The sequence below is a fragment of the Massilia sp. FBCC-B171 genome (assembly GCF_059134155.1).
Window position 1 is genome coordinate 2,632,075 of the sequence record NZ_CP101443.1, and the last position, 22,263, is coordinate 2,654,337.

21 protein-coding genes are annotated in these 22,263 nt (G+C 61.8%); 6 read left to right on the forward strand and 15 right to left on the reverse strand.

The window, feature by feature from the left end; genetic code table 11:
• Positions 1 to 76 precede the first annotated feature (76 nt).
• From NMB41_RS11955 to NMB41_RS12020, 14 genes are all read right to left on the reverse strand, one after another.
• Positions 77 to 583 carry an outer membrane beta-barrel protein gene (locus tag NMB41_RS11955; RefSeq protein WP_494382662.1) on the reverse strand — a complete coding sequence of 169 codons (507 nt, stop codon included), beginning with the start codon at positions 581 to 583 and terminating at the stop codon, positions 77 to 79.
• 216 nt (positions 584 to 799) lie between these two features.
• Positions 800 to 1,282 (reverse strand): outer membrane beta-barrel protein, encoded by a 483-nt coding sequence (locus NMB41_RS11960; RefSeq protein WP_494382663.1) that lies wholly within the window; start codon positions 1,280 to 1,282, stop codon positions 800 to 802.
• Between the two features lie 192 nt (positions 1,283 to 1,474).
• Positions 1,475 to 2,872, reverse strand: a complete 1,398-nt coding sequence (lpdA, locus tag NMB41_RS11965) for a dihydrolipoyl dehydrogenase (RefSeq protein ID WP_494382664.1) — start codon at positions 2,870 to 2,872, stop codon at positions 1,475 to 1,477.
• Positions 2,873 to 2,876: 4 nt separating this feature from the next.
• Positions 2,877 to 4,256, reverse strand: coding sequence for a dihydrolipoamide acetyltransferase family protein (locus NMB41_RS11970; RefSeq protein ID WP_494382665.1), 1,380 nt, complete (start codon positions 4,254 to 4,256; stop codon positions 2,877 to 2,879).
• Positions 4,257 to 5,264, reverse strand: coding sequence for an alpha-ketoacid dehydrogenase subunit beta (locus tag NMB41_RS11975; RefSeq protein ID WP_494382831.1), 1,008 nt, complete (start codon positions 5,262 to 5,264; stop codon positions 4,257 to 4,259).
• Between the two features lie 68 nt (positions 5,265 to 5,332).
• Positions 5,333 to 6,565: a 3-methyl-2-oxobutanoate dehydrogenase (2-methylpropanoyl-transferring) subunit alpha gene (locus tag NMB41_RS11980; RefSeq protein WP_494382666.1), complete on the reverse strand. Its 1,233-nt coding sequence runs from the start codon at positions 6,563 to 6,565 to the stop codon at positions 5,333 to 5,335.
• A gap of 702 nt (positions 6,566 to 7,267) precedes the next feature.
• Complete coding sequence (locus tag NMB41_RS11985) at positions 7,268 to 8,314, reverse strand: IS110 family RNA-guided transposase (protein WP_494379684.1); 1,047 nt, start codon at positions 8,312 to 8,314, stop codon at positions 7,268 to 7,270.
• Between the two features lie 116 nt (positions 8,315 to 8,430).
• Positions 8,431 to 8,682: a zinc ribbon domain-containing protein gene (locus tag NMB41_RS11990; RefSeq protein WP_494382832.1), complete on the reverse strand. Its 252-nt coding sequence runs from the start codon at positions 8,680 to 8,682 to the stop codon at positions 8,431 to 8,433.
• Positions 8,683 to 8,748: 66 nt separating this feature from the next.
• Complete coding sequence (locus NMB41_RS11995) at positions 8,749 to 9,297, reverse strand: TetR/AcrR family transcriptional regulator (protein WP_494382667.1); 549 nt, start codon at positions 9,295 to 9,297, stop codon at positions 8,749 to 8,751.
• Positions 9,298 to 9,388: 91 nt separating this feature from the next.
• Complete coding sequence (locus NMB41_RS12000; RefSeq protein WP_494382668.1) at positions 9,389 to 10,753, reverse strand: amino acid permease; 1,365 nt, start codon at positions 10,751 to 10,753, stop codon at positions 9,389 to 9,391.
• Between the two features lie 80 nt (positions 10,754 to 10,833).
• Positions 10,834 to 11,529: an MBL fold metallo-hydrolase gene (locus NMB41_RS12005; protein WP_494382669.1), complete on the reverse strand. Its 696-nt coding sequence runs from the start codon at positions 11,527 to 11,529 to the stop codon at positions 10,834 to 10,836.
• A gap of 49 nt (positions 11,530 to 11,578) precedes the next feature.
• A complete protein-coding gene (locus tag NMB41_RS12010) occupies positions 11,579 to 12,013 on the reverse strand; it encodes a DUF6691 family protein (protein ID WP_494382670.1) in 435 nt (144 codons plus the stop codon).
• An 8-nt stretch (positions 12,014 to 12,021) separates the two neighbouring features.
• Positions 12,022 to 12,453, reverse strand: a complete 432-nt coding sequence (locus NMB41_RS12015; protein ID WP_494382671.1) for a YeeE/YedE family protein — start codon at positions 12,451 to 12,453, stop codon at positions 12,022 to 12,024.
• Positions 12,454 to 12,471: 18 nt separating this feature from the next.
• A complete protein-coding gene (locus NMB41_RS12020) occupies positions 12,472 to 13,281 on the reverse strand; it encodes a TlpA family protein disulfide reductase (protein ID WP_494382672.1) in 810 nt (269 codons plus the stop codon).
• A gap of 515 nt (positions 13,282 to 13,796) precedes the next feature.
• On the opposite strand from NMB41_RS12020, the gene NMB41_RS12025 reads away from it, so the two are divergent.
• Together NMB41_RS12025 and NMB41_RS12030 are read left to right on the forward strand one after the other, a co-directional pair.
• Entirely contained in the window at positions 13,797 to 15,299 is a 1,503-nt protein-coding gene (locus NMB41_RS12025) for a hypothetical protein (protein ID WP_494382673.1), read from the forward strand.
• A 34-nt stretch (positions 15,300 to 15,333) separates the two neighbouring features.
• Positions 15,334 to 15,630, forward strand: a complete 297-nt coding sequence (locus NMB41_RS12030) for a hypothetical protein (protein ID WP_494382674.1) — start codon at positions 15,334 to 15,336, stop codon at positions 15,628 to 15,630.
• On the opposite strand, the gene NMB41_RS12035 is transcribed toward NMB41_RS12030, so the two are convergent.
• Positions 15,627 to 16,777 (reverse strand): IS3 family transposase gene (locus tag NMB41_RS12035; protein ID WP_494381430.1). Its coding sequence is split into 2 segments (ribosomal slippage): positions 15,627 to 16,534 and positions 16,534 to 16,777, totalling 1,152 coding nucleotides; the frame shifts between segments, so codons are not numbered across the junction. The two genes, NMB41_RS12030 and NMB41_RS12035, sit on opposite strands and share 4 nt — an antisense overlap.
• Before the next feature lie 49 nt (positions 16,778 to 16,826).
• Here NMB41_RS12035 and NMB41_RS12040 point away from each other — a divergent pair.
• The 4 genes from NMB41_RS12040 (at position 16,827) to NMB41_RS12055 (ending at position 22,240) form a co-directional block, all read left to right on the forward strand.
• Complete coding sequence (locus tag NMB41_RS12040; protein WP_494382675.1) at positions 16,827 to 19,025, forward strand: hypothetical protein; 2,199 nt, start codon at positions 16,827 to 16,829, stop codon at positions 19,023 to 19,025.
• Complete coding sequence (locus NMB41_RS12045; protein ID WP_494382676.1) at positions 19,025 to 21,031, forward strand: RHS repeat-associated core domain-containing protein; 2,007 nt, start codon at positions 19,025 to 19,027, stop codon at positions 21,029 to 21,031. Before NMB41_RS12040 ends, NMB41_RS12045 begins: the two co-directional genes overlap by 1 nt.
• Entirely contained in the window at positions 21,009 to 21,485 is a 477-nt protein-coding gene (locus NMB41_RS12050; protein ID WP_494382677.1) for a hypothetical protein, read from the forward strand. The genes NMB41_RS12045 and NMB41_RS12050 overlap by 23 nt, the downstream gene beginning before the upstream one ends.
• An 80-nt stretch (positions 21,486 to 21,565) precedes the next feature.
• A complete protein-coding gene (locus tag NMB41_RS12055; protein WP_494382678.1) occupies positions 21,566 to 22,240 on the forward strand; it encodes a hypothetical protein in 675 nt (224 codons plus the stop codon).
• Positions 22,241 to 22,263: the final 23 nt, after the last annotated feature.

The window sequence follows — 22,263 nt, forward strand, 5'->3', positions numbered from 1 at the left end:
GACGTAAAAAAACCCGGGCAGCGCAAGCTGTCCGGGCCAGGTGCTCAGTGCCGGCACATGCCGGCTACCGGGCCAATCAGAAGTGGAAGACGACGCCGGCGGCGACCTTGGTCATTTCGCTGACCGGGACCGACAGTTCGACGCGGGCGCTGATGGCCGGCGAGAAGGCATAGCCCAGGCCGAGGCCGTAGACGACGCCATCATCGAGCTTGGCCGATTCCGAATCGCCTTCGAAGCGGGCCTTGACGCGGATGTCGTTGTAGCCGAGGCGGCCGAAGACGCTGAAGCCGTTCGAGAGTGGCAGGGTGCCGATGACCGACAGGTTGGTCTGGTTGAAGTCGATGTCGACCTTGTCGCCTTCGAAATCGATGTTGCCGCTGGCCAGGCGGTTATAGCCGGCTTCGATAGCGAGGTTCTGGTTGAACTTGTAGCCGACGAAGGCGCCGACGCCGGATTCGCTGCCAGCGTCTTCCAGCTTGGTCGTGCTGACTTCGGCGCCAGCGTAGAACTTCGTTGCTTGTTGGGCCATTGCCGACGACGATGCGATGACCAGGGCTGCTGCGATTGCGATTTGCTTGAACATGTTTATTACCTTGAGTGCGATTATTATTTAACTTATTGTCGACGGCAATGTTGCCGTACGGCATTATTATTGCATGCTTTACTTAAATTTACAATTCGGGTCGGAACACTTCCCCGTGGCCATTGCGGCGTCATTGCAAAACGCGTGCGCGGACACTGCGCAGGGACGAAAAAAAAGGGATGCGTTCGCATCCCGTTCTTCATGCCGCGGTGCTGCTTAGAAGCGGAAAGCGACGCCTGCGACCAGCTTGGTGGTGTCGCTGGCCGGCTTTTGCACTTCCAGGCGGCCGTGGACGATCGGGCTGAAGCTGTAACCCAGGCCGACGCCATACAGGACGCCCGAATCGTGCTCGCTGAAACCGCGTGCATCGGCATCGAATTCGACACGGTTGTAGCCGAGGCGGCCGTACAGGTCGAAGCCACTCGAGAGTGGCAGGCTGCCGAGCAGCGACAGGTCGACCTGGTCGATCGTCACATTGGTGGTGCCGAATTCGGTATCGGCCAGGCGGTGGTAGCCACCTTCGACCGCGAAGGCCGGGGTGAACTTGTAGCCGAAGAAGGCGCCGTAGCCGCCTTCGCGGTCGAAGCCTTCGATTTTGGTCGATGCGACGTCGATACCGGCGTAGAAGGGCTGCGGTTCGACCGCGAGGACTGAGGAAGATGCGGCGAAGAGGGCGGCGGCGGCGATTTGCTTGAACATGTCTGGTCTCTTATCGATAATGAATGAGGAGGCCGAACGCATGGCTTCGGCCGGGCGCGCATTATCGCATGCGAGGGTGGGCGCACGATTGAGAGGGGGCAGCGGTTGTTTGCCTGCCGGCGCCGGGGTGCAAATAATCTTTGCAGTTTGGGCTGCAGGTGCAAATATCCTTTGCACCTGCGTTTGCAGCGCCTAGATATGCAAGGCATGCCCCAGCGCGCGCAGCGCCGCTTCCTGCACGGCTTCTCCCAGCGTCGGGTGCGCGTGGATGGTGCCGGCGACGTCTTCCAGGCGTGCGCCCAGTTCGATCGAGTGGGAAAACGCGGTGGACAGTTCCGACACGCCGCGCCCGACCGCCTGCCAGCCGAGGATCAGGTGATTGTCGCGCCGCGCCACCACGCGGACAAAACCGTCCGTCGACTCGATCGTCATCGCGCGCCCGTTGGCGGCGAACGGGAAGTTGGCGGTGATCGCATCGATCCCGGCAGCTTGCGCCTCGCCCGGCACCATCCCGACCACGACCACTTCCGGATCGGTGAAGCACACCGCCGGCATGGCCGCCGGCGTGAAGTGGCGGCGTTTACCGGAGATGATCTCGGCCACCATCTCGCCTTGCGCCATGGCGCGGTGCGCCAGCATCGGCTCCCCGGCCAGGTCGCCGATGGCCCAGACATTGCGCATCGAGGTGCGGCACTGATCGTCGATTTTCACGGCGCGGCCATTCATGTCGAGCTGGAGCGATTCGAGCCCCCAGCCGGCAGCGCGCGGGCGGCGCCCGACGGCCACCAGCACGCGGTCGGTGGAGAGCACGATTTCCTCCCCGGTGGCTTCCTGCACGCGCACGCCGTCGCCGGCCGCGTTCAGGCCGAGTACCTTGGACCCCAGGCGCAGGTCGATGCCAAGCCGTTTCAAGCTTGCCGCCACCGGTTTGGTGAGTTCCGCGTCATACGCCGGCAGGATCCGGTCCGCGGCCTCGATCACGGTGACGTGGGCGCCCAGCTTGCGGTAGGCCGTGCCCAGCTCCAGGCCGATGTAGCCTGCGCCGACCACCACCAGCTGCTCGGGAATGGTGCCTGGTGATAGCGCTTCAGTGGAGGACACCACCATGCCCCCGAACGGCATGAAGGGCAGTTCCACCGCTTCCGAGCCGGCGGCCAGCAGCAGGTGCTCGCAGCGCACGCGCTGGAGTTCTCCGTCCGCGCCCTTGACCTCGACCGTCTTGCCGTCGAGGATGCGCGCGAAACCCTGGATCACCTGCACGTCGTTCTTTTTCAGCAGCGTGCCGACGCCGCCGGTCAGGCGTTTGACGATGCCGTCCTTCCAGCCGACGGTACGGGTGACGTCGATCGAAGGCGCGGCGGCCGAAATGCCGAGCGGGGAATCGCCGGCGTAGTGCTGCGCTTTCTCGAATTCCTCGGCCGCGTGGATCAGCGCCTTGGAAGGAATGCAGCCGATGTTCAGGCAGGTGCCGCCCAGCGGGCCGGCTTCGACCAGGATGGTGGGGATGCCGAGCTGGCCGGCGCGGATGGCGGCCACATAGCCGCCGGGGCCGCCGCCGATCACGAGCAGGGTAGTGGTGATGGGATTCATCGGTTCACTCCACGAACAGGGTTGCCGGACACTCGAGGTAGCCGCGGATGGTCTGGATGAATTCCGCCGCCACCATGCCGTCGATGACGCGGTGGTCGAAACTCGAGGACAGGTTCATCAGCTTGCGCGCCACCATCGCGCCGTCCTTGATGACGGGACGGTCGATGATGCGGTTCACGCCGATGATCGCCACTTCCGGACGGTTGATCACGGGCGTGGTGACGATGCCGCCCAGCGCACCTAAACTGGTAATGGTGATCGTCGAACCCGAGAGCTCTTCGCGCAGGGCCTTGCCGCTGCGCGCCGCCTCGGCCAGGCGCGCCACCTCGGCCGCTGCCGACCATGGATCGCGCGCTTCGGCGTTGCGTACCACCGGCACCATCAGGCCGGCCTCGGTCTGGGCGGCGATGCCGAGGTGGACCGGGTTGTAGGTGGTGACGATATTCGCGTCGTCGTCGAAGCGCGCGTTCACCGAGGGATACCTGCGGATCGCCAGCACGACGGCGCGCATGATCAGGGGCAGGAGCGTGAGCTTCGGACGCTGGCCGGCGTAGCGGGCGTTCAACTGCACGCGCAGCGCTTCGAGTTCGGTGACGTCGACTTCCTCTACATAGGTGAAGTGCGGGATGCGGCGCTTGGCTTCGGCCATCTTCTCGGCGATCTTGCGGCGCATGCCGATCAGCGGCATGGCTTGCTCGCCTTCCAGCAGGGCGTAGCGGCGGTCGCCTTCGGCCGCCTTTTGCTGGCCGCGCGCCACGTGGGCGTCGAGGTCGGCGTGACTGATGCGTCCCGCCGGGCCGGAGCCGGTCACGAACTGCAACTCGATGCCCATGTCCCAGGCGCGCTGGCGCACGGCCGGAGCGGCCAGTGGCTTTTCGCCGGGCGCGCGGCCGTGGTGGGAGGGGGCCGGTGTGTGCGCACCGCCTTGCGTATAGCTCGGCGCCGCCGGCTTCGATGGCGCGGCCTGGGCCGGCGCCGCGGTCTCGGCGCTGGTCACCGTCGTGACGACCGTTTCCGGCTGGGCCACGGTAATCGGCGGGAATTCTTCCGCGGTGCCGGCGGTGGAATGTGCAGCTGCCTTGGCAGGGGCCGCGCCGGTCGTCTGGCGCGCCGCGCTGGTGTCGCCCTTGAAATTGCCGGCGCCTTCGACTTCGAGGCGGATCAGTTCCGCGCCGACGGCCATCGCTTCGCCCAGGTTGCCGCCCAGCGAAGTGACGGTGCCGTTCACGGGACTTGGAATTTCGACGGTCGCCTTGTCGGTCATGACGTCGGCCAGCACCTGGTCTTCCTTGACCGTGTCGCCCGGCTTGACGTGCCAGGCGACGACTTCGACTTCAGCGATGCCTTCACCGAGGTCGGGCATTTTAATGACGTGAATACCCATTTATTTCGCCTCCATCGCACGTTTGAACGCGGCGCCGACACGGTCGGGGCCGGGGAAGTAAGCCCATTCCTGCGCGTGCGGATACGGGGTGTCCCATCCGGCCACGCGCTCAATGGGCGCTTCCAGGTGATAGAAGCAGTGTTCCTGCACCAGCGAGACCAGTTCGGCGCCGAAGCCGCTGGTTTGCGTGGCTTCATGCACGACCACGCAGCGGCCGGTCTTCTTGACCGATTCGACGATGGTGTCCAGGTCGAGCGGCCACAGGGTGCGCAGGTCGATGATCTCGGCATCGATCCCGGTTTCCATGGCGGCCGCTTCCGACACCCAGACCATGGTGCCGTAGGTGATCACGGTCAGCTCGGCGCCGGGGCGGAAGATGGCGGCCTTGTCCAGCGGGACCGTGTAATAACCCTCCGGGACTTCGCCCATCGGGTGCTTGCCCCAGGAGACGACGGGACGGTCGTGGTGGCCGTCGAAGGGGCCGTTGTACAGGCGCTTCGGCTCGAGGAAGATGACCGGGTCGTCGTTCTCGATCGAGGCGATGAGCAAACCTTTCGCGTCGTAGGGGTTCGACGGCATCACCGTGCGCAGGCCGCAGACGTGGGTGAACATCGCCTCCGGGCTCTGGCTGTGGGTCTGGCCGCCGTAGATGCCGCCGCCGCAAGGCATGCGGATGGTGAGGGGAGCCGTGAAATCGCCCGCCGAGCGGTAGCGCAGGCGCGCCGCTTCCGAGACGATCTGGTCGGACGCCGGATAAAAATAATCGGCGAACTGGATCTCGATGACCGGGCGCAGGCCGTAGGCGCCCATGCCGACCGCGGTGCCGACGATGCCGCCTTCCGAGATCGGCGCATCGAACACGCGCGACCTGCCGTATTTTTCCTGCAGGCCGTCGGTGGCGCGGAACACGCCGCCGAAATAGCCGACGTCCTGGCCATACACCACGACATTGTCGTCGCGGCCGAGCATGACGTCCATCGCCGAACGCAGCGCCTGGATCATCGTCATCTGGGCCGTGCCCGTTCCCTTTGCCGGCTCGTTGGCCGGGTCTTTATCGCTATCGTCGCGCGCCATTCTCACACTCCCAATTGTTGACGTTGGCGGCGCAGGTGCTCGGGCATGTCTTTATAGACATCCTCGAACATCGACGCGGCACTCGGAACGCGGCCATCGGCCAGCGTGCCGTACTGTTCGGCTTCGCGCTGCGCGGCAAGCACTTCGGCTTCCAGGTCGGCCTGGACGCGTTCGTGCTCGTCGTCGGACCAGGCGCCGAGCTTGGTCAGGTGCTGCCGCAAGCGGGCGATCGGGTCGCCCAGCGGGAAGCGGCTCCAGTCGTCGGAGGGGCGGTAGCGCGACGGGTCGTCGGAAGTGGAGTGGGGGCCTGCGCGGTAGGTAACCCATTCGATCAGGGTCGGGCCCAGGTTGCTGCGGGCGCGTTCGGCGGCCCAGCAGGAGGCGGCGTACACCGCCAGGAAGTCGTTGCCGTCCACCCGCAGCGAGGCAATGCCCGCGCCGACGCCGCGCGCGGCAAAGGTCACGCTCTCGCCGCCGGCAATCGCCTGGAAGGTCGAGATCGCCCACTGGTTGTTGACGACGTTGATGATGCAGGGCGCGCGGTACACATGCGCGAACGTCAGCGCCGTGTGGAAGTCGGATTCCGCGGTGGCGCCGTCGCCGATCCAGGCCGAGGCGATTTTGGTGTCGCCCTTGATCGCCGAGGCCATGGCCCAGCCCACCGCCTGCGGCAGCTGGGTGGCGAGGTTGCCGGAGATGGAGAAGAAGCCTTTTGCCTTGACCGAGTACATGACCGGCAGCTGGCGGCCCTTCATCGGGTCGCGCTCGTTCGAGAGCAGCTGGCAGATCATGTCAACCATCGGATACTCGCGCGCCATCAGGATGCTTTGCTGGCGGTAGGTCGGGAAGCACATGTCGCCGTCCTTCAGGGCCATCGTCTGGGCCGTGCCGATGGCTTCTTCGCCGAGCGAGATCATGTAGAAGGACATCTTCTTCTGGCGCTGGCCGATGACCATGCGCGCATCGAAAATGCGGGTCTTCATCATGGTGCGCAGGCCGAAGCGCATTTGTTCGACGCTGATCTCGGGCGCCCACGGGCCGACGGCATTGCCGTCTTCGTCGAGGACGCGGATCAGCGAAGTGCACAGGTCGGCGGTGTCGCCGAAGAGGACGTCGATGTCGGGCCGGCGGACGGCGCCGGCGGGACTCATTTGTAAGTACGAAAAATCGGTCTTGCAACCCGGACGGCCGGTTGGCTCCGGGACATGCAGCGACAGAGGATTACCCTGGCTCATAATTCGCGTTCCCTTTGTAAGGTGATGTGCGGCAAGCTGAAATGATAAAGGGTGGGAGCCTGTGCACGGGCATTGCAGAGAAGTATTTTCGTGGTGCTTTGCAGCATTTCCGGGCGCCGGCGCTTGCACGAATGGTCGAGTGCGCGTATCGCCGCGTGGGCTCGGAGAGCCCACCCTACCGTGCGCGAATGACGTAGGGTGGGCTCTCCGAGCCCACGCGGTTGACCGTGAATGCGAGCTAAAAGCTAACACGCAGTCCCGAGCGCATCCGGAGCCAGGCCAAACGTACGCGCTTCAGCGCGCGGGGTTCGAGACCCACCCACCCCCCAGCGCCCGGTACAGCCCTACCAGGTTCTCAAGCTGTGTGCGCTGCAACGTAACCAGGTTGAGCCGCTATCAAAAACGTGCGCAAAGGTACGCGCCGCTCTCTTCCTGCCCCGAACCGTCTATATGGACGCCCCCCCTTTTGCAAGGTATTTTCAGCTTTGTTCAGACGAGGAAAGTCGCAGTTCTATATCCGGCCTTGCACGGCGGACGCCGCTGGCCCCGATGAAATCCGCTGACCCACGCCTCATTCCTGCTGCGGGCTGTTAGCCCAGACGGTTCGTCAGGCTTGATGGGTCCTGGTCTAACCTGTCTGTCATCGCTGTCTACACCTGTCGCAACTGGTGACGTGCCATCCTTTCAAAAAATCGATTCGTCTCACGTCGTTGCCGCTGCCTGCGGCATCGAGCTGACATATTCCTTGTCGTACTTGCGCCCGTGGGCCAGCATCGCCCAGATCGTGCGCGCGATCTTGTTGGCCACGGCCACGACGACCACGTTGTATGGCCGTCGCGCGCTGATCTGCTGCAGCCACGGACTCGGTGTTTTGCTGTGCTCGACCACCGACCGCGCGCCGTTTATGATCATCTTGCGCAGGTAGGTGTCGCCACGCTTGCTCATGCCCAGCAACTTCACCTTGCCCCCGCTCCCGGTCTGGCCAGGTATCAGGCCGACATAGGCCGCAAACTCACGGCCAGACCGGAACGCCTTGGCGTCGCCCATGGTGGCCACCGCCGCGGTAGCGGTGATCAAGCCGACACCTGGGATGTCGGCGATGGCCTTCGCGGCGGAGTCCTGGCGCATCCATCCCTGCAACGATCGCTCGATATTGGCCATCCGCTCGTCCAGCCGGGCCACTTCGTTCCACTGGTCGCGCAGCGCATCGATCAGCGGCGCCGGCAGCCGTTCCGCCAGCCGTTCGAGCGCCTCTTTTATGCCCTCGTCGAACGATTTTCGTCCCTTCCCGAACACTTCGCCGTATTCCGCCAGCAGGCCGCGCAACGCGTTGATCGTCGCCGTACGCGCCTTCACCAGGCCTTCGCGGATGCGGTGCAGTGCCAGGATCGCCTGTTGGCCTTCGGTCTTGACCGCCACAGCTTTTATGCCCGGCTGCTGCACGGCCAGGTAGATTGCATAAACGTCGGCCGCGTCGTTCTTGTTCCCGCAGACGAACGCCTTGACCATTTTGCCGCCCATCAGCTTCACTTCGTGTCCCATCTCCTGGAGCTGGCGCGCCCAATGCTGGGACCCGCCGCATGCTTCCATCCCGATCAGGCAGGGCGCGCGGTTGGCGAACCACTCCAGGAACTTTGCGCGCTTGATCTGCTTGTTGAACACCTCCCCGGTCCCCTTGTCTACCGTGTACACCTGGAACACGTTCTTGGCGATGTCGACACCGACCACCTGCTTGTCCGTCGCTTTCATGATCTGGCCCCTCCGGCTCAACGGGATAGCGGAATGCTTCCCCTGGAACAGCTTCAGATACCACCGGCTGCCGGTGGTTCACCCGTCAGCCAAACCTACCGACTCGCGGACTTCGCCTATGCGGTAGAGGTGGGGGCGTCCATTTCATTCTGCTGACCGTGTTCGTGCCCGACAGGCGTGACTTTCCCGCCTGCCGCCGGAACCATTCCGGCGGCAGTGCCCGGCGTTGCCGCCGGACTCGCCACGGGTAGCGCAGTGCACGCCGCAAGTGCGCCGGTTGCGAGCCGTTGTAGATTGATGGCCGCGTTCACATCACGGTCGTGCCGTACGCCGCAACTGCAGGTCCACGCGCGTTCGGCTAACGCCAGCGAACCATTTTTCTGGCTGCAGGCGCAGCACGGCTTGGTGCGCGAACGGTTGCGCGTGGGCGTCGTCTAGCTCCCCCGCGCCGCCGGCCCCAGGCCCCCCTGCAGGAGCTCGAGCGCGCGCCGCACCAGCGTGCGGCGCTGGGCCGCCGTCGCCCCGCGCAACGCCGCGCCGAGCATGCCGCAGACGAGCACCAGGTCGGCCGGGCGCAAGTCGGCGCGGCAGGTTTTATGTTTCAGGCCGAGCGCCAGCGGCGCGCGCAGCAGCCGCGCCAGGCGCTCGCGCGCGGCTTTCGCCGCCGGATGGCCCGGCTCGACGGCGCGCCAGTAATCGGCCAGGGCCGGGGCGGCGACGATCTGCAGGCTCACCCGCTCGACCAGCATGGCCAGGTCCTGGCCGGGGGCGGCTTCTTCGAGGGTAGACATGGCGCGGTCGAACAGGGCCTCGACCAGCGCGGCGCGGTCCGGGAAATTGCGGTAGAGGGTGGCGCGGCCGACGCCGGCCCGCGTGACCACCAGGTCAAGCGGGGCCGTGATGCCGCGTTCGGAGAAGACGGCATCAGCGGCATCGAGAATCTGGTCGCGGCGCAGCGCCGCATCGGAGCGCAGTTGGGTCATGTTGTGGACACCGTTGTCCGGTTCAATGCCCCAGAATACTGCGATGCGCCGCGCGTGGGCGCACGGGTGGGACTGGCCACCCGGCGCCGCTTCAGGCGATGACCGGACCCCGGCGCGCGGCCAGGCGCTGGCGCACCACATACCCGATGCACAAGGCCAGCAGCCACACCGGAATCAGGTAGACCGACACCCGCATCTGCGGCGTCAGGTACATGACCACCGTAATCCCGGCCAGGAAGGCCAGGCACAGCCAGTTCGCCAGCGGATAGAAGGGGCTCGGGAATAGCGTGCGCTTGCCCGCCTTGGCGGCGCGAAAACGCAGGTGCACGATCGAGATCGTGGCCCAGTTGATGATCAGGCCCGATACGGCCAGACCCATCATCAGCCCGAAGGCTTCGCCCGGCAGGAAGTAGTTCACGCCGATGCAGATGCCGGTGGCCACGGCCGAGACGCCCAGCGCCGCCAGCGGCACGCCGCTCCGGGTCAGCTTCATCAGGATGCGCGGCGCATTGCCCTGGGCCGCCAGGCCGTAGAGCATGCGCGTGTTGGCATACACGGCGCTGTTGTAGACCGACAGGGCGGCGGTCAGGACGACGATGTTCAATGCCGTGGCAACTGCGTTGCTGTTCAGGGCGGCGAAGATCAGCACGAAGGGGCTGCCGCCGCTGACGACTTTTTGCCACGGGAAGAGCGAGAGCAGGATGAACAGGGCGCCGACGTAGAAGATCAGCACGCGGTAGAGCGCCTGGTTGGTCGCGCGCGGGATCGAGCGCGCCGGGTCGTCGGCTTCGGCCGCCGTGATGCCGATCAGTTCCAGCCCGCCGAAGGAAAACATGATGACCGCCATCGCCATCACCAGGCCCGCGACGCCGTTCGGGAAGAAGCCGCCATGGCGCCACAGGTTGGCCACGCCCGCTTCCGGGCCGGCGGTGCCGGACAGGAGCAGGTAGCTGCCGAACAGGATCATGCCGATCACGGCGACGACCTTGATCACCGCGAACCAGAATTCGAGTTCGCCGAAGGCCTTCACGTTCAGCAGGCTGAAGGAATTAATGATGAGGAAGAAGGCCAGCGCCGACTGCCAGGCCGCCACGTCCGGGAACCAGTACTGGACATAGATGCCGACCGCCGACAGCTCGGCCATGCTCACCAGGATGTACATCACCCAGTAGTTCCAGCCCGTGACGAAGCCGGCCATGTGGCCGCCGTATTTGTCGGCGAAATAGCTCACCGACCCGGCGACCGGCTCCTCGACCACCAGTTCGGCCAGCTGGCGCATGATCAGGAAGGCGACCACGCCGGCCACGCCATAGCCGAGCAGCACCGAGGGGCCGGCCATCTGGATCGATTGAGCAAGCCCGAGGAAGAGGCCGGTGCCGATGGCGCCGCCAAGGGCGATCAGCTGGATGTGCCGGCTCTTGAGGCCGCGCTTGAGTTCTTGTTTGGGTTCTGACATGGCCGCCTGCCCGGTGTGCAAAAGTCAATGATTCTAATGCATATGGGCATTTGTGGGGTTGCGGCGAGCCTGCCCGGGGCTCAGGCTGCGTGCGGCAGGCCCAACCGGCGATTTGCCGGCGGCGCCACGTCGATCAGCTTCGGCCGCGGCAGGTCGAGCGCGCCCATCAGCGCAATGAAATCCTCGCGTGGCCGGTTCGCCAGGCGCGCATTGTGCTCGCGCTCCCAGCCGATCTTCGACACGCTTTGCCCGCGGTAGTCGTGTCCCGGCCAGACCCGGGTGGCGTCCGGCAGAACAAACAGCTTGCCGTGAGCACTGTCGTACAGCGCGCTGGCGCTGCCGCCCTGGAAGTCGGTGCGCCCGCAGCCGTCGATCAGCAGGGTGTCGCCCGTAAACAGGTTGCCGCGCCACAAGAAGCAGACGCTGCCCGCCGTATGGCCGGGCGTGTGCAGCACGGCGATCTCCTCGCCCCCGAAGGCGATCAGGTCGCCATCCTGCAGCTGCAGGTCGGCCGGGGCGATGCCGCAGCCGCTGGGCGCAGCGGCGCGTGCGCCGGTCAGGTCGCGCAGGCGCCCGCTGGACGTGACGTGGTCGGCATGGGCATGGGTCTCCAACGTAAAGGCCAGGCGCAGGCCGAGGCGGCGCAGGTGGGCCAGGTCGCGCTCGCAGTGCTGGTCGACCGGGTCGATGATGGCCGCTTCGCCGTTGGCGGCGGCCAGGATGTAAGTAAAGGTCGACGACTCGGCATCGAACAGCTGGATCGGGTTGACGTGCATGGGCTCCTCCTGCTTCTTGGAGCGCGAATTGTACGGCAGCCTTGCGCCCTCATGCGGGTTTGCCGCTCCCCGCGGCTATCCCCTCGAACAGGGAGAACAGCGCCATGCCGGCGACCATCGCGCCCGCGAACAGGAGCGGTTCGACCAGTCCCGTTCCCAGCGAGGCCAGCGCCGGCCCCGGGCAGAAGCCCGCCAGGCCCCAGCCGATGCCGAAAACGACGCTGCCCAGCACCAGCCGGCGGTCGACCACGCTGCTCGCCGGCAGCCGGATCGGCGCGCCCAGCACTGCAGTTGCGCGCGCACGCGCCAGGCGAAAGCCGAGCGCCGACACCATGATCGCGCCGCCCATCGTGAACAGCAGCGAGGGGTCCCAGCTGTCGGCCAGGTCGAGGAAACCCAGTACCTTGCCGGGATCGGTGAGGCCGGAGAGGATCAGGCCGAGCCCGAACAGGAGGCCGATGGCGAAGGCGGAAAAGAGAAACATGGCCAGGCTCAGGCGAACACGTGGCGTAGCAGGTAGACGGTGGCAAAGCCGGCCGCAACAAAAGTGCAGGTGGCGATGACAGACCGCTTCGACAGGCGCGCCATCCCGCACACGCCGTGGCCGCTGGTGCAGCCGCTGCCATAGCGCGTTCCCAGGCCCACCAGCAGGCCGGCCGCGACCAGCATGCCGTGGCTGGCCTCGATGTGCAGCACCGGCAGCGGCCGTACGGCGCCCCAGACGGCAGGCGCGAGCACGAGGCCGAGCAGGAACAGCGCGCGCCACGCAATGTCGCCCCGCACAGGGGGCAGCAGGCCGCCGAGGATGCCGCTGATGCCGCTGATGCGGCCGTTGAAAAGAATCAGGAGGGCGGCCGCCAGCCCGATCAGCATGCCCCCGGCAAGCGAAGTCCAGGGAGTGAACTGCATCCAGTCGATCGTCATGGCGTCCTCCTTGCGCGGCTAGCGCAGCTTGCCTAGCTGTTCGTCGACCCCGGCGCGCGAGATCTCGCCCATGTGGCGTGCCGCCAGCATACCGCGCCGGTCGTAAAACAGGGTAGTCGGGTAGCCGCCCACGTTCAGGCTGCGCGCGGCCGCGAGCTTCCTGTCGAGCAGCACGTTGCGGGGCGCGACGCCGGCTTGCTTCAGGTAGCGCTCGATGGTGGCCGCGTCCTCGCCGACGTTGAGGAAGACGAAGTCGACGCCGGGATTGGCCGCCTGCGCAGCGACCAGGGCCGGCATTTCGCGCCGGCATGGCGGGCACCAGGTAGCCCACAGGTTGATGACCACCGGCCGCCCCTGGGACCGGAACTGGGTGAGCTGCGCCGGGCCGCCGTCGAGCCGCTGCACGGCGAGGGCGGGCAGGGGCGCATTCGCCGGCTGGCTGGCCCGGAGCGCGAAGCCGGCGCCGGCCCAGACCAGCACGCCAGCCAGGGCCGCCGTCATCAAGGGCCGGCGCAGCGCCGGGTGCCGCCGCAAGTGCTCCAGGCCAACCACGCCGGCAACCAGCAGGCCGGCAAGGACGGTGAAGCCGCCGTCGCGGATGTCGAGCATGCCGAGCGGCGCGTCGCGGTAGGCGTCCCAGTGCTTGACCACGAAGGCGGCGCGCGCGGCGCCGAAGCCTGCCAGCGTCATCTGCCACAGGGCCGGCGAGGCATCGGCGCCGCGCCGGCGCAGCCAGAGCCAGGCAACGAGATTCGCCGCGCACAGCGCGGCAAGGGGCACCAGCACGCGCAGGGGCATGACCAGGGGCCCGAGGTTGATTGCATCCATGTACCGCTCTCCCGTTCAGTGAACGCGACTGTAGAGGGGTGAGATTAACTCAGCAGTATTAACGGAAGATTAAGAATGCCTAACAAAACCGTTCGACGTACGGCCCACAGATGAGAGCGCAAGCAAGCGAGAGGAACGCCTGGTGAATGTCAGCTTGCAAAGACGGCCGCCATGTTAATGCCAGAACTTTGGTCGTGTACCTCCAACATCGACCCAAGCGGACGGAAAGAATTCGTCTTGGATTATTGAGGGCCTCGTGTCACGTACCTACTATGGCGCTATACCGTCGCGGCCTCAATGAAGAAATTACACTTCTGTTTCGCATGGCTCGAATGTAACCACTATATGAAATTCGATGCACTAAGCATCAAATAATGACAAATTGTGATTATCGCTAAGAGCGAAACTTACCCAATTGTTCGTGCAGGATTTTATTGACAGTTGGAATTATTTTGCGGATTATTTAAGCACATTAAAACTTAACGTGACCCTATATGCACACGAGGTTAAACGTCTTGCCGATTTTCTGCGCTAACCTTGGATTGATAGCGAAAGTTATACCAATCTTAGCTTCTTTAGTGGCGTTATTGCCGCCCGCTTTGGCTCAGGACGTCACCTCGTTTGAGGAGCAACGAAAACTCATCCTCGCGCCGCGTGCTATTGCATCCATTGGCACCGATCTTTTTGGCGACACCACGAACTTCTACAATGGTGCGTTGGCCTTCAGGCAAACAGACGTCAGCCTTCCTGGAAATAATGCATTGCCCGTCATGGCAGGCCGCAGGATCGTCACAGGGGAGCGCGTTCAGAGCGGAAAGGCGTTTGGCCGTTGGGAACTCGATATTCCGCATATCCACGGCCTTTTCTCCAAGTCGTTTGGTTGGAAGGCTGCCGATGGCAGCACAGCACGCTGTAGCAAGTTCGGCGCCCCACCAATGGCGATGGGCACGAACGGCGGGTCGTATTGGAATTCGGACGAATTCTGGAAGGGGAATTATATTTATGTTCCAGGGCATGGCAATCAACGCCTGCTTAAACGTCACTCCAGCAATTCGCGTGTGCCGAGTCCGGCCGGAGATTACCCACTGGTCACGTCGAACTTGTGGGCGATCTCGTGTTTGTCGGTACTCAAGAACGCAGGAACGGGAAGCGATCCGGTAACGGAAGGCGAGGGCTTTCTCGCCATCTCGCCGGATGGCACACGGTACTATTTTGACTGGCTCGCCCGGTATCCAGCAGCAACCCTGCGGCGAGGAAGCGAAACGCCGGAGAGCGCTGTTGTATCGGCGAGCAAGTTATCGCTAGAAGAAGGAAGCGTGAGGCCGGAACCAGATGGCATTACGTCGTCCGATGAAACTACCGTGATTGTGGAGGCACCGGAGAATTCAACGTCCTTGATGGCCGCCACCAGCGCCACCCTGGCGCGTGATGAAATCTGGCTTCTGCCGTCCAAAGTGGTGGACCGTCATGGCAATACGGTCATTTACACATATGACCCGGCAAAGCCGCGCAATCTAACACGTATCGATGCCAGCGATGGGCGCGCTTTGGTGTTTTCTTACGTCCCTGATGGTAATAACGACGTAATCGAGACGGTTACCGACGGAAGCCGCACCTGGACCTATGGGTATCGGACTGATGGGATCTCGACAGCACTCAATCTCGACAGGGTAACGCTGCCGGACAACTCCGCATGGAACTTTGCCAATTTCTATAACCTGCTCCAGCAGGTCAACTATATCAACAATGGGGGCTGCTACGATGCGCCCCGGATCAGCACGAACGAGCTCGTTGGCAGCATCGTGCATCCGTCGGGAGCGACAGGCACGTTCACCTTGCGTCCTACCGTTCATGGCCGTTCATATATTGCGCTCGGTTGTACAGATGCTTCAGTGCCCCCTCCAGACGCACGCTTCTTCGCCACCGAGTCACTAGTGAGCAAAAAGCATATCCGGTCCCGGTCTGGACGCCTTGTCGTGGACAATCGATTACGGCCTGCCGAATGCAAGCTGGGCTGATTGCACCAACTGCCCGGATACGAAAACCGTCAGCGTGACCGACCCTGCCGGCCATACGACCCGCCATATCTTCGGGAACCGCAAAGACGTCAACGAGGGGCGTCTGCAGTCGCAGGAAATCGGGTGGGACGGCAGCGCCGCCTTACAGACCATTGCCAACACCTACAGCCCGTTTGGCGCAGGCCCGTATCCTGACTACGCCGGCTTCGGCAATCCAGGCGATGGGGGCGATCTCGGGATGGATATCCGCCCGGCGCCACTCAAGCAACGGATTATCACCCGGCAGGGGACTACCTTCACATGGGAAGCTGAATCGCCACGAGTTTACTAGACACTCGCGAGCCGCTTGAAATACTGCTTTTCATACTCGACCGGCGACAAATTATTGCTGAAGCTGTGCCGGCGCTTCGGATTGTAAAACATCTCGATGTAATCGAAGACATCCGTCCTTGCATCTTGCCGGGTGCCGTAAGTTTTGCGTCGGATTCGCTCCCGTTTCAAGAGCTGGAAGAAGCTCTCGGCAACGGCGTTATCGTGACAGTTCCCGCGTCGGCTCATGCTTTGCTGCAGATTGTGCTGGTCCAGAAAGTCGCGCCAGTCGTAGCTGCTGAATTGGCTGCCCTGATCGGAATGTACCATCACCGTATTCTTGGGTTGCCGCCGCCAGAGCGCCATCAAGAGCGCATTCATCGCCAGCTCGCGATCGATGCGTGAACTCATCGACCAGCCGACCACCTGACGCGAAAACAGGTCCAGTACAACGGCCAGATAGAGCCAGCCCTCGTAGGTACGGATGTACGTAATGTCCGTCACCCAGACGCGGTTGGGTTCCTGCACGTCAAATTGACGCTGAAGATGATTGGGCGCCACCAGCGAAGGCGCACCGCCGCGCTTGTATTTGCGCTTGGCGTAGCCGGTTTGTGAACGAATCCCGGCCGACCTCATGAGTCGGTGGACACGATTGACGCCGCATTGTTCACCGAGCTCGCGCAGATCGTCGCTGACTTTGCGGTAGCCGTACACGCTGCCGCTTTCCAGCCAGGACTCCTTGATGGGAACCAGGAGGCGCTTGTCTTCTTTGGCTCGTTTGCTTTCAGGGTTAAGGCGCCAGGCATAGAAACCGCTCGGATGCACCTCAAGCACTTTGCACAGCCGGCGCACCGGGAATTGGTCCTGTAACTGAGCAATTAAGGTGTACCTTACCCGGACGTCTTGGCAAAGTACACCGCGGCCTTTTTCAATATGTCACGCTCCTCCGTAACGCGCTTGAGCTCGGCCTTCAGGCGCCGCATCTCGTCTGACTGAGCATCGACAGCCTTGCGCTCCGCCTCGGGCACGCCGTAGCGCTTTGTCCAGGCGTACAGGCTATGGATGCTGATCCCGAGCCGCGCCGCTACTTCGCTCGCCGGGTGACCGCCCTGCGCCACCTGCTTGACCGCTGCAATCTTGAATTCTTCTGTGTACCGCTTACCGCTCATATCTTCTCCTTGTGCCCGATATTATGGCTCAGGAGTGTCTACGATAGTCGTGGCGATTCAAGCGAACGAATTCGATACCTATGCTAAACCAACGAAGGTCACGCGAAGCAGTAGCCTCGGACATACCCGTACCGAAATCACGGAGTACGACAATAACGAGACAAAGTGGGTCCTGGGGCGGGTCAGCAAACTTACCGATGGCACCGGCAAGGTCATGCTGCTGAACGAATACAACAGTAGTACGGCCAACCTGGAAAAGGTAAGCAAGTTCGGCAAGTTGCAGCAGACACTTGCTTACAATACTGATGGCACAGTCAAGTCGATCGCGGACGGGAAAAACCAGTCGACGCAGTTCTCCGATTACAAACGGGGAATAGCCCAGCGTATCGACTACGCTGACGGCACGTTCGAAAAAGCCGTCGTCAACGATATCGGCAAGATTACCTCGCTGACGAACGAAGTCGGATCGACGACGACGTTCGGCTACAAGGCCGGCAAGCTGGCGTCCATAGTCCATCCAGGCGGCGATACCGTGGCATGGAACGGCGTGACCTTGTCGCTCAGCCAGATTGCACAACAGGAGTACGATCTCGGACCTGGCCATTGGAAGCAGACCGTCACGACCGGCGGCGCCGAGGACGTAACGTATTTCGACGCCTTGTGGCGACCGGTCTACTCGGAGCGTTGGGATAGTGCCAACCGCAACAATACAGTTCGCTTTACCAGGCATTCGTACGACTTCAATGGCCGGGTGACATTTGAGTCGTACCCACAACGCAGCCAAGGTTCCCTGACGACCGGGAAGAGCTTCATCTACGACGCGCTTGGCAGACTCACAAGGACCGAAGCTGCAAGCGAACTCGGTAATCTGACTTCAAGCCATACCTACAGCAGCGGCTATACCTCCACAATCACCGATGCGCTCGGGCGCGTCTCCACCTATACCTACCAGGCGTTTGACGAACCGGTCGACAGTGCCATCGCTACGATCACCATGCCGACAGGCGTTACTGTTGCAATCGCCCGCGACGATTTCGGCAAACCGAGGTCGATCCAGCGAAGTGGAGCGAGCGGCAAAGTCACGCGTAGCTATGTCTACGATGACAGCGAACGGCTGTGCAAGACGGTCGAGCCCGAAACCGGTGCGACCTTGCAGGACTATGACGCCGCCAATAATGTCGTGTGGCGCGCTGGCGGCACCGATCTGTCGAAGGCACTGGCATGCGACCGCAGCACCGTTGCCGCCAGCCGCAAGGCAAGCCATCTCTACGACAAACGCAACCGCCTGACCGACACCACCTTCGGCGACGGCAGTCCTGCCATTGCACGCACTTACACGCTCGATGGCCTGCCGGAGACAGTCAACTCGAAAAACGCGAAGTGGACCTATACCTATAACAAGCGCCGTCTGCTCGAACGTGAAAGCTTGCTCTACGCGACAACCCCATACCAGATCGACCGCAGCTACGATGCCAACGGTTCACTGGCATCGCTGAAGTATCCGGGCGCCACTCAGGCAGTGTCCTACTCGCCAAACGCATTAGGCGAGCCGCAAATTGTCGGGTCGTATGCAACCAACATCTCCTACCATCCGAATGGTGCCATTGCCGGGTTCACCTACGGCAACGGCATCACCCGGGCAATGGCACAGAACATGCGTGGTCTGCCGGAGGTGGCGTCCGACGCGGGCATCCTGCACGAAACCTATACGTACGACGCCAACGGCAACGTACTCGGCATTCGCGACGCATATGGGGACAGCGCCACGCGCACCATGACCTACGACGCCCTGGACCGCCTCGAAACAGTAACGGCGCCAAACCTGTGGGGCAAGGCAACTTATGGCTACGATGCCCAGGACAACCTGGTTTCGAGCTCGATCACGGCGGGCGCCAATGCCCGCAGCGCCACGCACGCCATTGACGCAGCGACGAACCGCCTCGGATCGGTCACCAGCGGCCACCCCAGTTTCAACTTCAGCTATGGCTATGACGCGCAGGGAAACATCACCCAGCGGGGGAATCGCAGCTACGTGTTCGACATGGCCAACCGCATGTCCGCCGCCACCGGCTTGGCGACCTACGAATACGACGGCCATGGGCGCCGTGTCAGCGTGGTCGGTAACGATGGCGTGAACCGCATTCACGTCTACAGCCAGGACGGCCGCCTGCTTCACACTACCGCCGGCGCGAACAGTCCGACAAACTATATCTACCTGCACAACCACGTGATCGCGGAGGTGAAGTGATGCCGGCCTTGTTTCCCTTCGCCGTTTGGGCACGCCGCTGCCGGGGCGGGCTATCTGCGCTGCTCTCGCCTGTCATTCTCATCGCTTTGCTGCTGGCATTATTCACCGTCGGCACTGCCCATGCGCAATCGAAGTCGGGCGCCGCACTGCCAGCTGCCGAGTTACCGAGCCCGAACGGCATCACGCCACCGGGAGATGACCCGGCGCCGGCACCGCAGGACTATGCATACGCCGTCGGGATGTCCGCGCCGGCATCGATGGTGGCCGGCAGCACGGCCAACGTCACAGTCACGATGCGCAATGGCGGTACGACAACCTGGTCGGGTACTGTCAGCAACCCGTATTGGCTTGGCCTCGCCAATCCGCTCAATAGCTCGATATGGGGCGTATCACGGGTTCGCGTCGCCAATACTGTTGCGCCCAACGGTCAATCCACATTCGGCTTTACGATCACTGCGCCAACGACGCCGGGTAACTACAGCTTCGACTGGCGCATGCTGCGTCAGACAGGGACCTGGTTCGGCGAAACCGCGACCCACACCATTACCGTCACGCCCATTCCCGTTTACGATGCCCAGCTGACAGGTGCAACTGTGCCGGCCACGATGACGGCCGGCGGGATGTATAACGTGTCGCTGACGTTCAAGAATACAGGCAATGTAACTTGGACCCAGAACGAGAACTACCGCATTGGCTCAAACAGCCCGGTTGACAACGTCACCTTCGGCAACAACCGCCTCAACATGAACGTGGCCAGCGTGGCGCCTGGCCAGTCGGCAAGCTTCAGCTTCCCTGTGCAGGCGCCAGCCACCCCGGACACCTACCTGTTCGATTGGGGCATGCTGTGGGAATGGCATTTCCGCTTTGGTCAGACCAGTGCGGTCGCGGTCACGGTTGTTGCAGCGCCGCTGAAGCCGACGATTACGGTCACGCGCAATCTTTCGCCGATCGCTGAGCAAGCGTTTACGACCACCTGGAAGACGACCGACGCGAGTTCGGTAACGCGCGTTTGTACCGCATCGGGTAGCGGCTACACCGTCAATGAAGCGCTTGCCGTGAATGGCACGCGGACCGAAACCGCGCAAGTGGGCTGGGTCGGCTACCCGTCGAGCTGTACCTGGACCGCAAGCGGTGCAGGCGGCACGGTGTCGCACGTGGAGACCATGACGACACTACCAGCCGGCAGCGGTGTTACCTACATCCATACCGATGGGCTCGGAAGCCCAGTTGCGCGGACCAATACGATCGGAAAGGTGCTCAGCCGCACGCGCTACGAAGCTTACGGACAGGCGGCGCAGGGCACGGCGAAGACCATCGGGTTCACGGGGCACGTGAACGATGCGGATACGGGGCTGACGTACATGCAGCAGCGGTATTATGATCCCGTGGCGGGGAGGTTTTTGAGCATTGATCCGGTGGTGACGGATGCGAATACTGGTGGCAGCTTCAATCGATACGCGTATGCCAATAATAGTCCGTACAAGTATGTCGATCCGGATGGGAGAAATCCTGCCGCGATTCCGGCGGGTGTGGGGGGTACTCTTGTTTGCGGTCCTGTATGTGGTGGTATAGCAGCGGGAACCGTGCTCATTGGTGGAACGTATGCCGGCAAGAAGATTGTAGATTGGTGGAATTCTCGGTCAGAACCGAAAAGAAGTGATTCTACTGTGCCACCAGCTCCTGATACCTTAGTGGGTGAGCAAGGTGATAAGGCCGGCCCGGCGAAGAATGGTAAGCGCCATACTAGCGGCCCACTCACCCCCGAAAATGGAGGGACTGGTGACGCGAAGAAGGACTTTGACAAGCTTACAGGCGGCTCAGGTAAGGCACCGGATTCGTCAGATTCTCGTAGTCAATACCCGGCGTCCAAGTCGGTGATAACGGCATCTGGATTCGGCCAGATGGCAAAGATGGTCCACGAATCGAGATTCCTGCGGCTCCAGGAAAGCTTCCAGAAACACTACACTATCCTCCGGAGACGAAATGAAACGTCAATTGCAGTTTGATCTAAACGGTTTAAAATCGCTCAAAGCCATATTGGCGAATGGTATTAAGGCTTATTCGACGAATGCAGTCTTTACAGGCGGAATGGTCAACGTTATTTGGTTTTTCTTATGTAATGGTTCGATACTTCGTATTCAATCGAAAATGAATGACCTGACTGGGTGGGAAGAGGTCGGGACGTTGGTATTTCGCTTGGTTGGAGCAGACCAAAAAATTGCTGATCCAATCGAGTTGCCAAACTCATGGCGGTGCATTGCGTCTAGCGCAATGCTGGTAGTAGACGAATCTGAGTTTACTGCAGAAAGTGGTTTGGCTCTCCGAAATTGTTCTGGGGAGGAAATGATATTAGTATGCGGAGCCGACGTATGTGCTATACAAATTCAAGCACCATTTTATTCCGGTGATTTTTTACCTGAATATGATGTTGAAACATATATTCGGCGTTCTCTGGACTAGTCGCAGAGGCCAGATCTCAACAAAGGCCGCAGGCGTTTCCTTCGATGTTACTAAAACCAAGTATCCTTGATGGTGACGATGTGAGCGAGCTCAATGATTTGAAAATGGCATTCGAGAAGTTTGGGTTTGAAAAGCTAAACGGGGCCGTCGTTGTATCAAATAGTGATGTATGGTATCGACATCAGAAGAGCAATAATGTAGCAGAAGTCTTCGCTTACCTGAGCTATAAGCCACGTGCGAAAGCATATAACGTTGATATTGGCATTCTAAATCGCGCTGCTCATGAGTCAGTTAAGCAAGCATTTCCGCAAATCCAAAAGATCATGGATCCGGATTATTTCTCGATCCCCTTCTTAATGGAAAGGCCCTGTTGGAGTATGTTGGATGCGGGGCGCGCATTGAATTGGCCATCATTTTATGTGATTCCCAACCCAAAGAATCGGTCAGGTTGGCCCTCAATGTTTCAACTATTATGTGATGATTTTATAGCTCCATTGTTTCTTCAGGTTAAAACGCTCGAGGAACTTTTTAAGCTATTATGCCGAAGTGATCCTCCATTTGAATGGGAGGGCGATCAGACGTTGAGAATGAGTGAAATTATTGTTTTGGCAAAGGTAATCGGAATAAATCGTCGAGATCTTGATGGAAAACTTCGTTTGTTGCTGGGCTCGGCATCAATGCATGATGAAGATAAGAAGAAGTCTTTCCAAATAATTGAGTCACTTATGGAAATTTTCTGGAAATGGCGTTTCTGACCTCGTAAGATCTTTAGATTTAC

Coding starts and splice junctions, on each gene's coding strand:
- NMB41_RS11980 (WP_494382666.1), bottom strand. CDS start 6,565: ATGAGCCAGGGTAATCCTCTGTCGCTGCATGTCCCGGAGCCAACCGGC.
- NMB41_RS12010 (WP_494382670.1), bottom strand. CDS start 12,013: ATGTTTCTCTTTTCCGCCTTCGCCATCGGCCTCCTGTTCGGGCTCGGC.
- NMB41_RS11960 (WP_494382663.1), bottom strand. CDS start 1,282: ATGTTCAAGCAAATCGCCGCCGCCGCCCTCTTCGCCGCATCTTCCTCA.
- NMB41_RS12000 (WP_494382668.1), bottom strand. CDS start 10,753: ATGTCAGAACCCAAACAAGAACTCAAGCGCGGCCTCAAGAGCCGGCAC.
- lpdA (WP_494382664.1), bottom strand. CDS start 2,872: ATGAATCCCATCACCACTACCCTGCTCGTGATCGGCGGCGGCCCCGGC.
- NMB41_RS11975 (WP_494382831.1), bottom strand. CDS start 5,264: ATGACGATGATCCAGGCGCTGCGTTCGGCGATGGACGTCATGCTCGGC.
- NMB41_RS12020 (WP_494382672.1), bottom strand. CDS start 13,281: ATGGATGCAATCAACCTCGGGCCCCTGGTCATGCCCCTGCGCGTGCTG.
- NMB41_RS11955 (WP_494382662.1), bottom strand. CDS start 583: ATGTTCAAGCAAATCGCAATCGCAGCAGCCCTGGTCATCGCATCGTCG.
- NMB41_RS11985 (WP_494379684.1), bottom strand. CDS start 8,314: ATGAAAGCGACGGACAAGCAGGTGGTCGGTGTCGACATCGCCAAGAAC.
- NMB41_RS12045 (WP_494382676.1), top strand. CDS start 19,025: ATGCCGGCCTTGTTTCCCTTCGCCGTTTGGGCACGCCGCTGCCGGGGC.
- NMB41_RS11995 (WP_494382667.1), bottom strand. CDS start 9,297: ATGACCCAACTGCGCTCCGATGCGGCGCTGCGCCGCGACCAGATTCTC.
- NMB41_RS12015 (WP_494382671.1), bottom strand. CDS start 12,453: ATGACGATCGACTGGATGCAGTTCACTCCCTGGACTTCGCTTGCCGGG.
- NMB41_RS11970 (WP_494382665.1), bottom strand. CDS start 4,256: ATGGGTATTCACGTCATTAAAATGCCCGACCTCGGTGAAGGCATCGCT.
- NMB41_RS12005 (WP_494382669.1), bottom strand. CDS start 11,529: ATGCACGTCAACCCGATCCAGCTGTTCGATGCCGAGTCGTCGACCTTT.
- NMB41_RS12050 (WP_494382677.1), top strand. CDS start 21,009: ATGAAACGTCAATTGCAGTTTGATCTAAACGGTTTAAAATCGCTCAAA.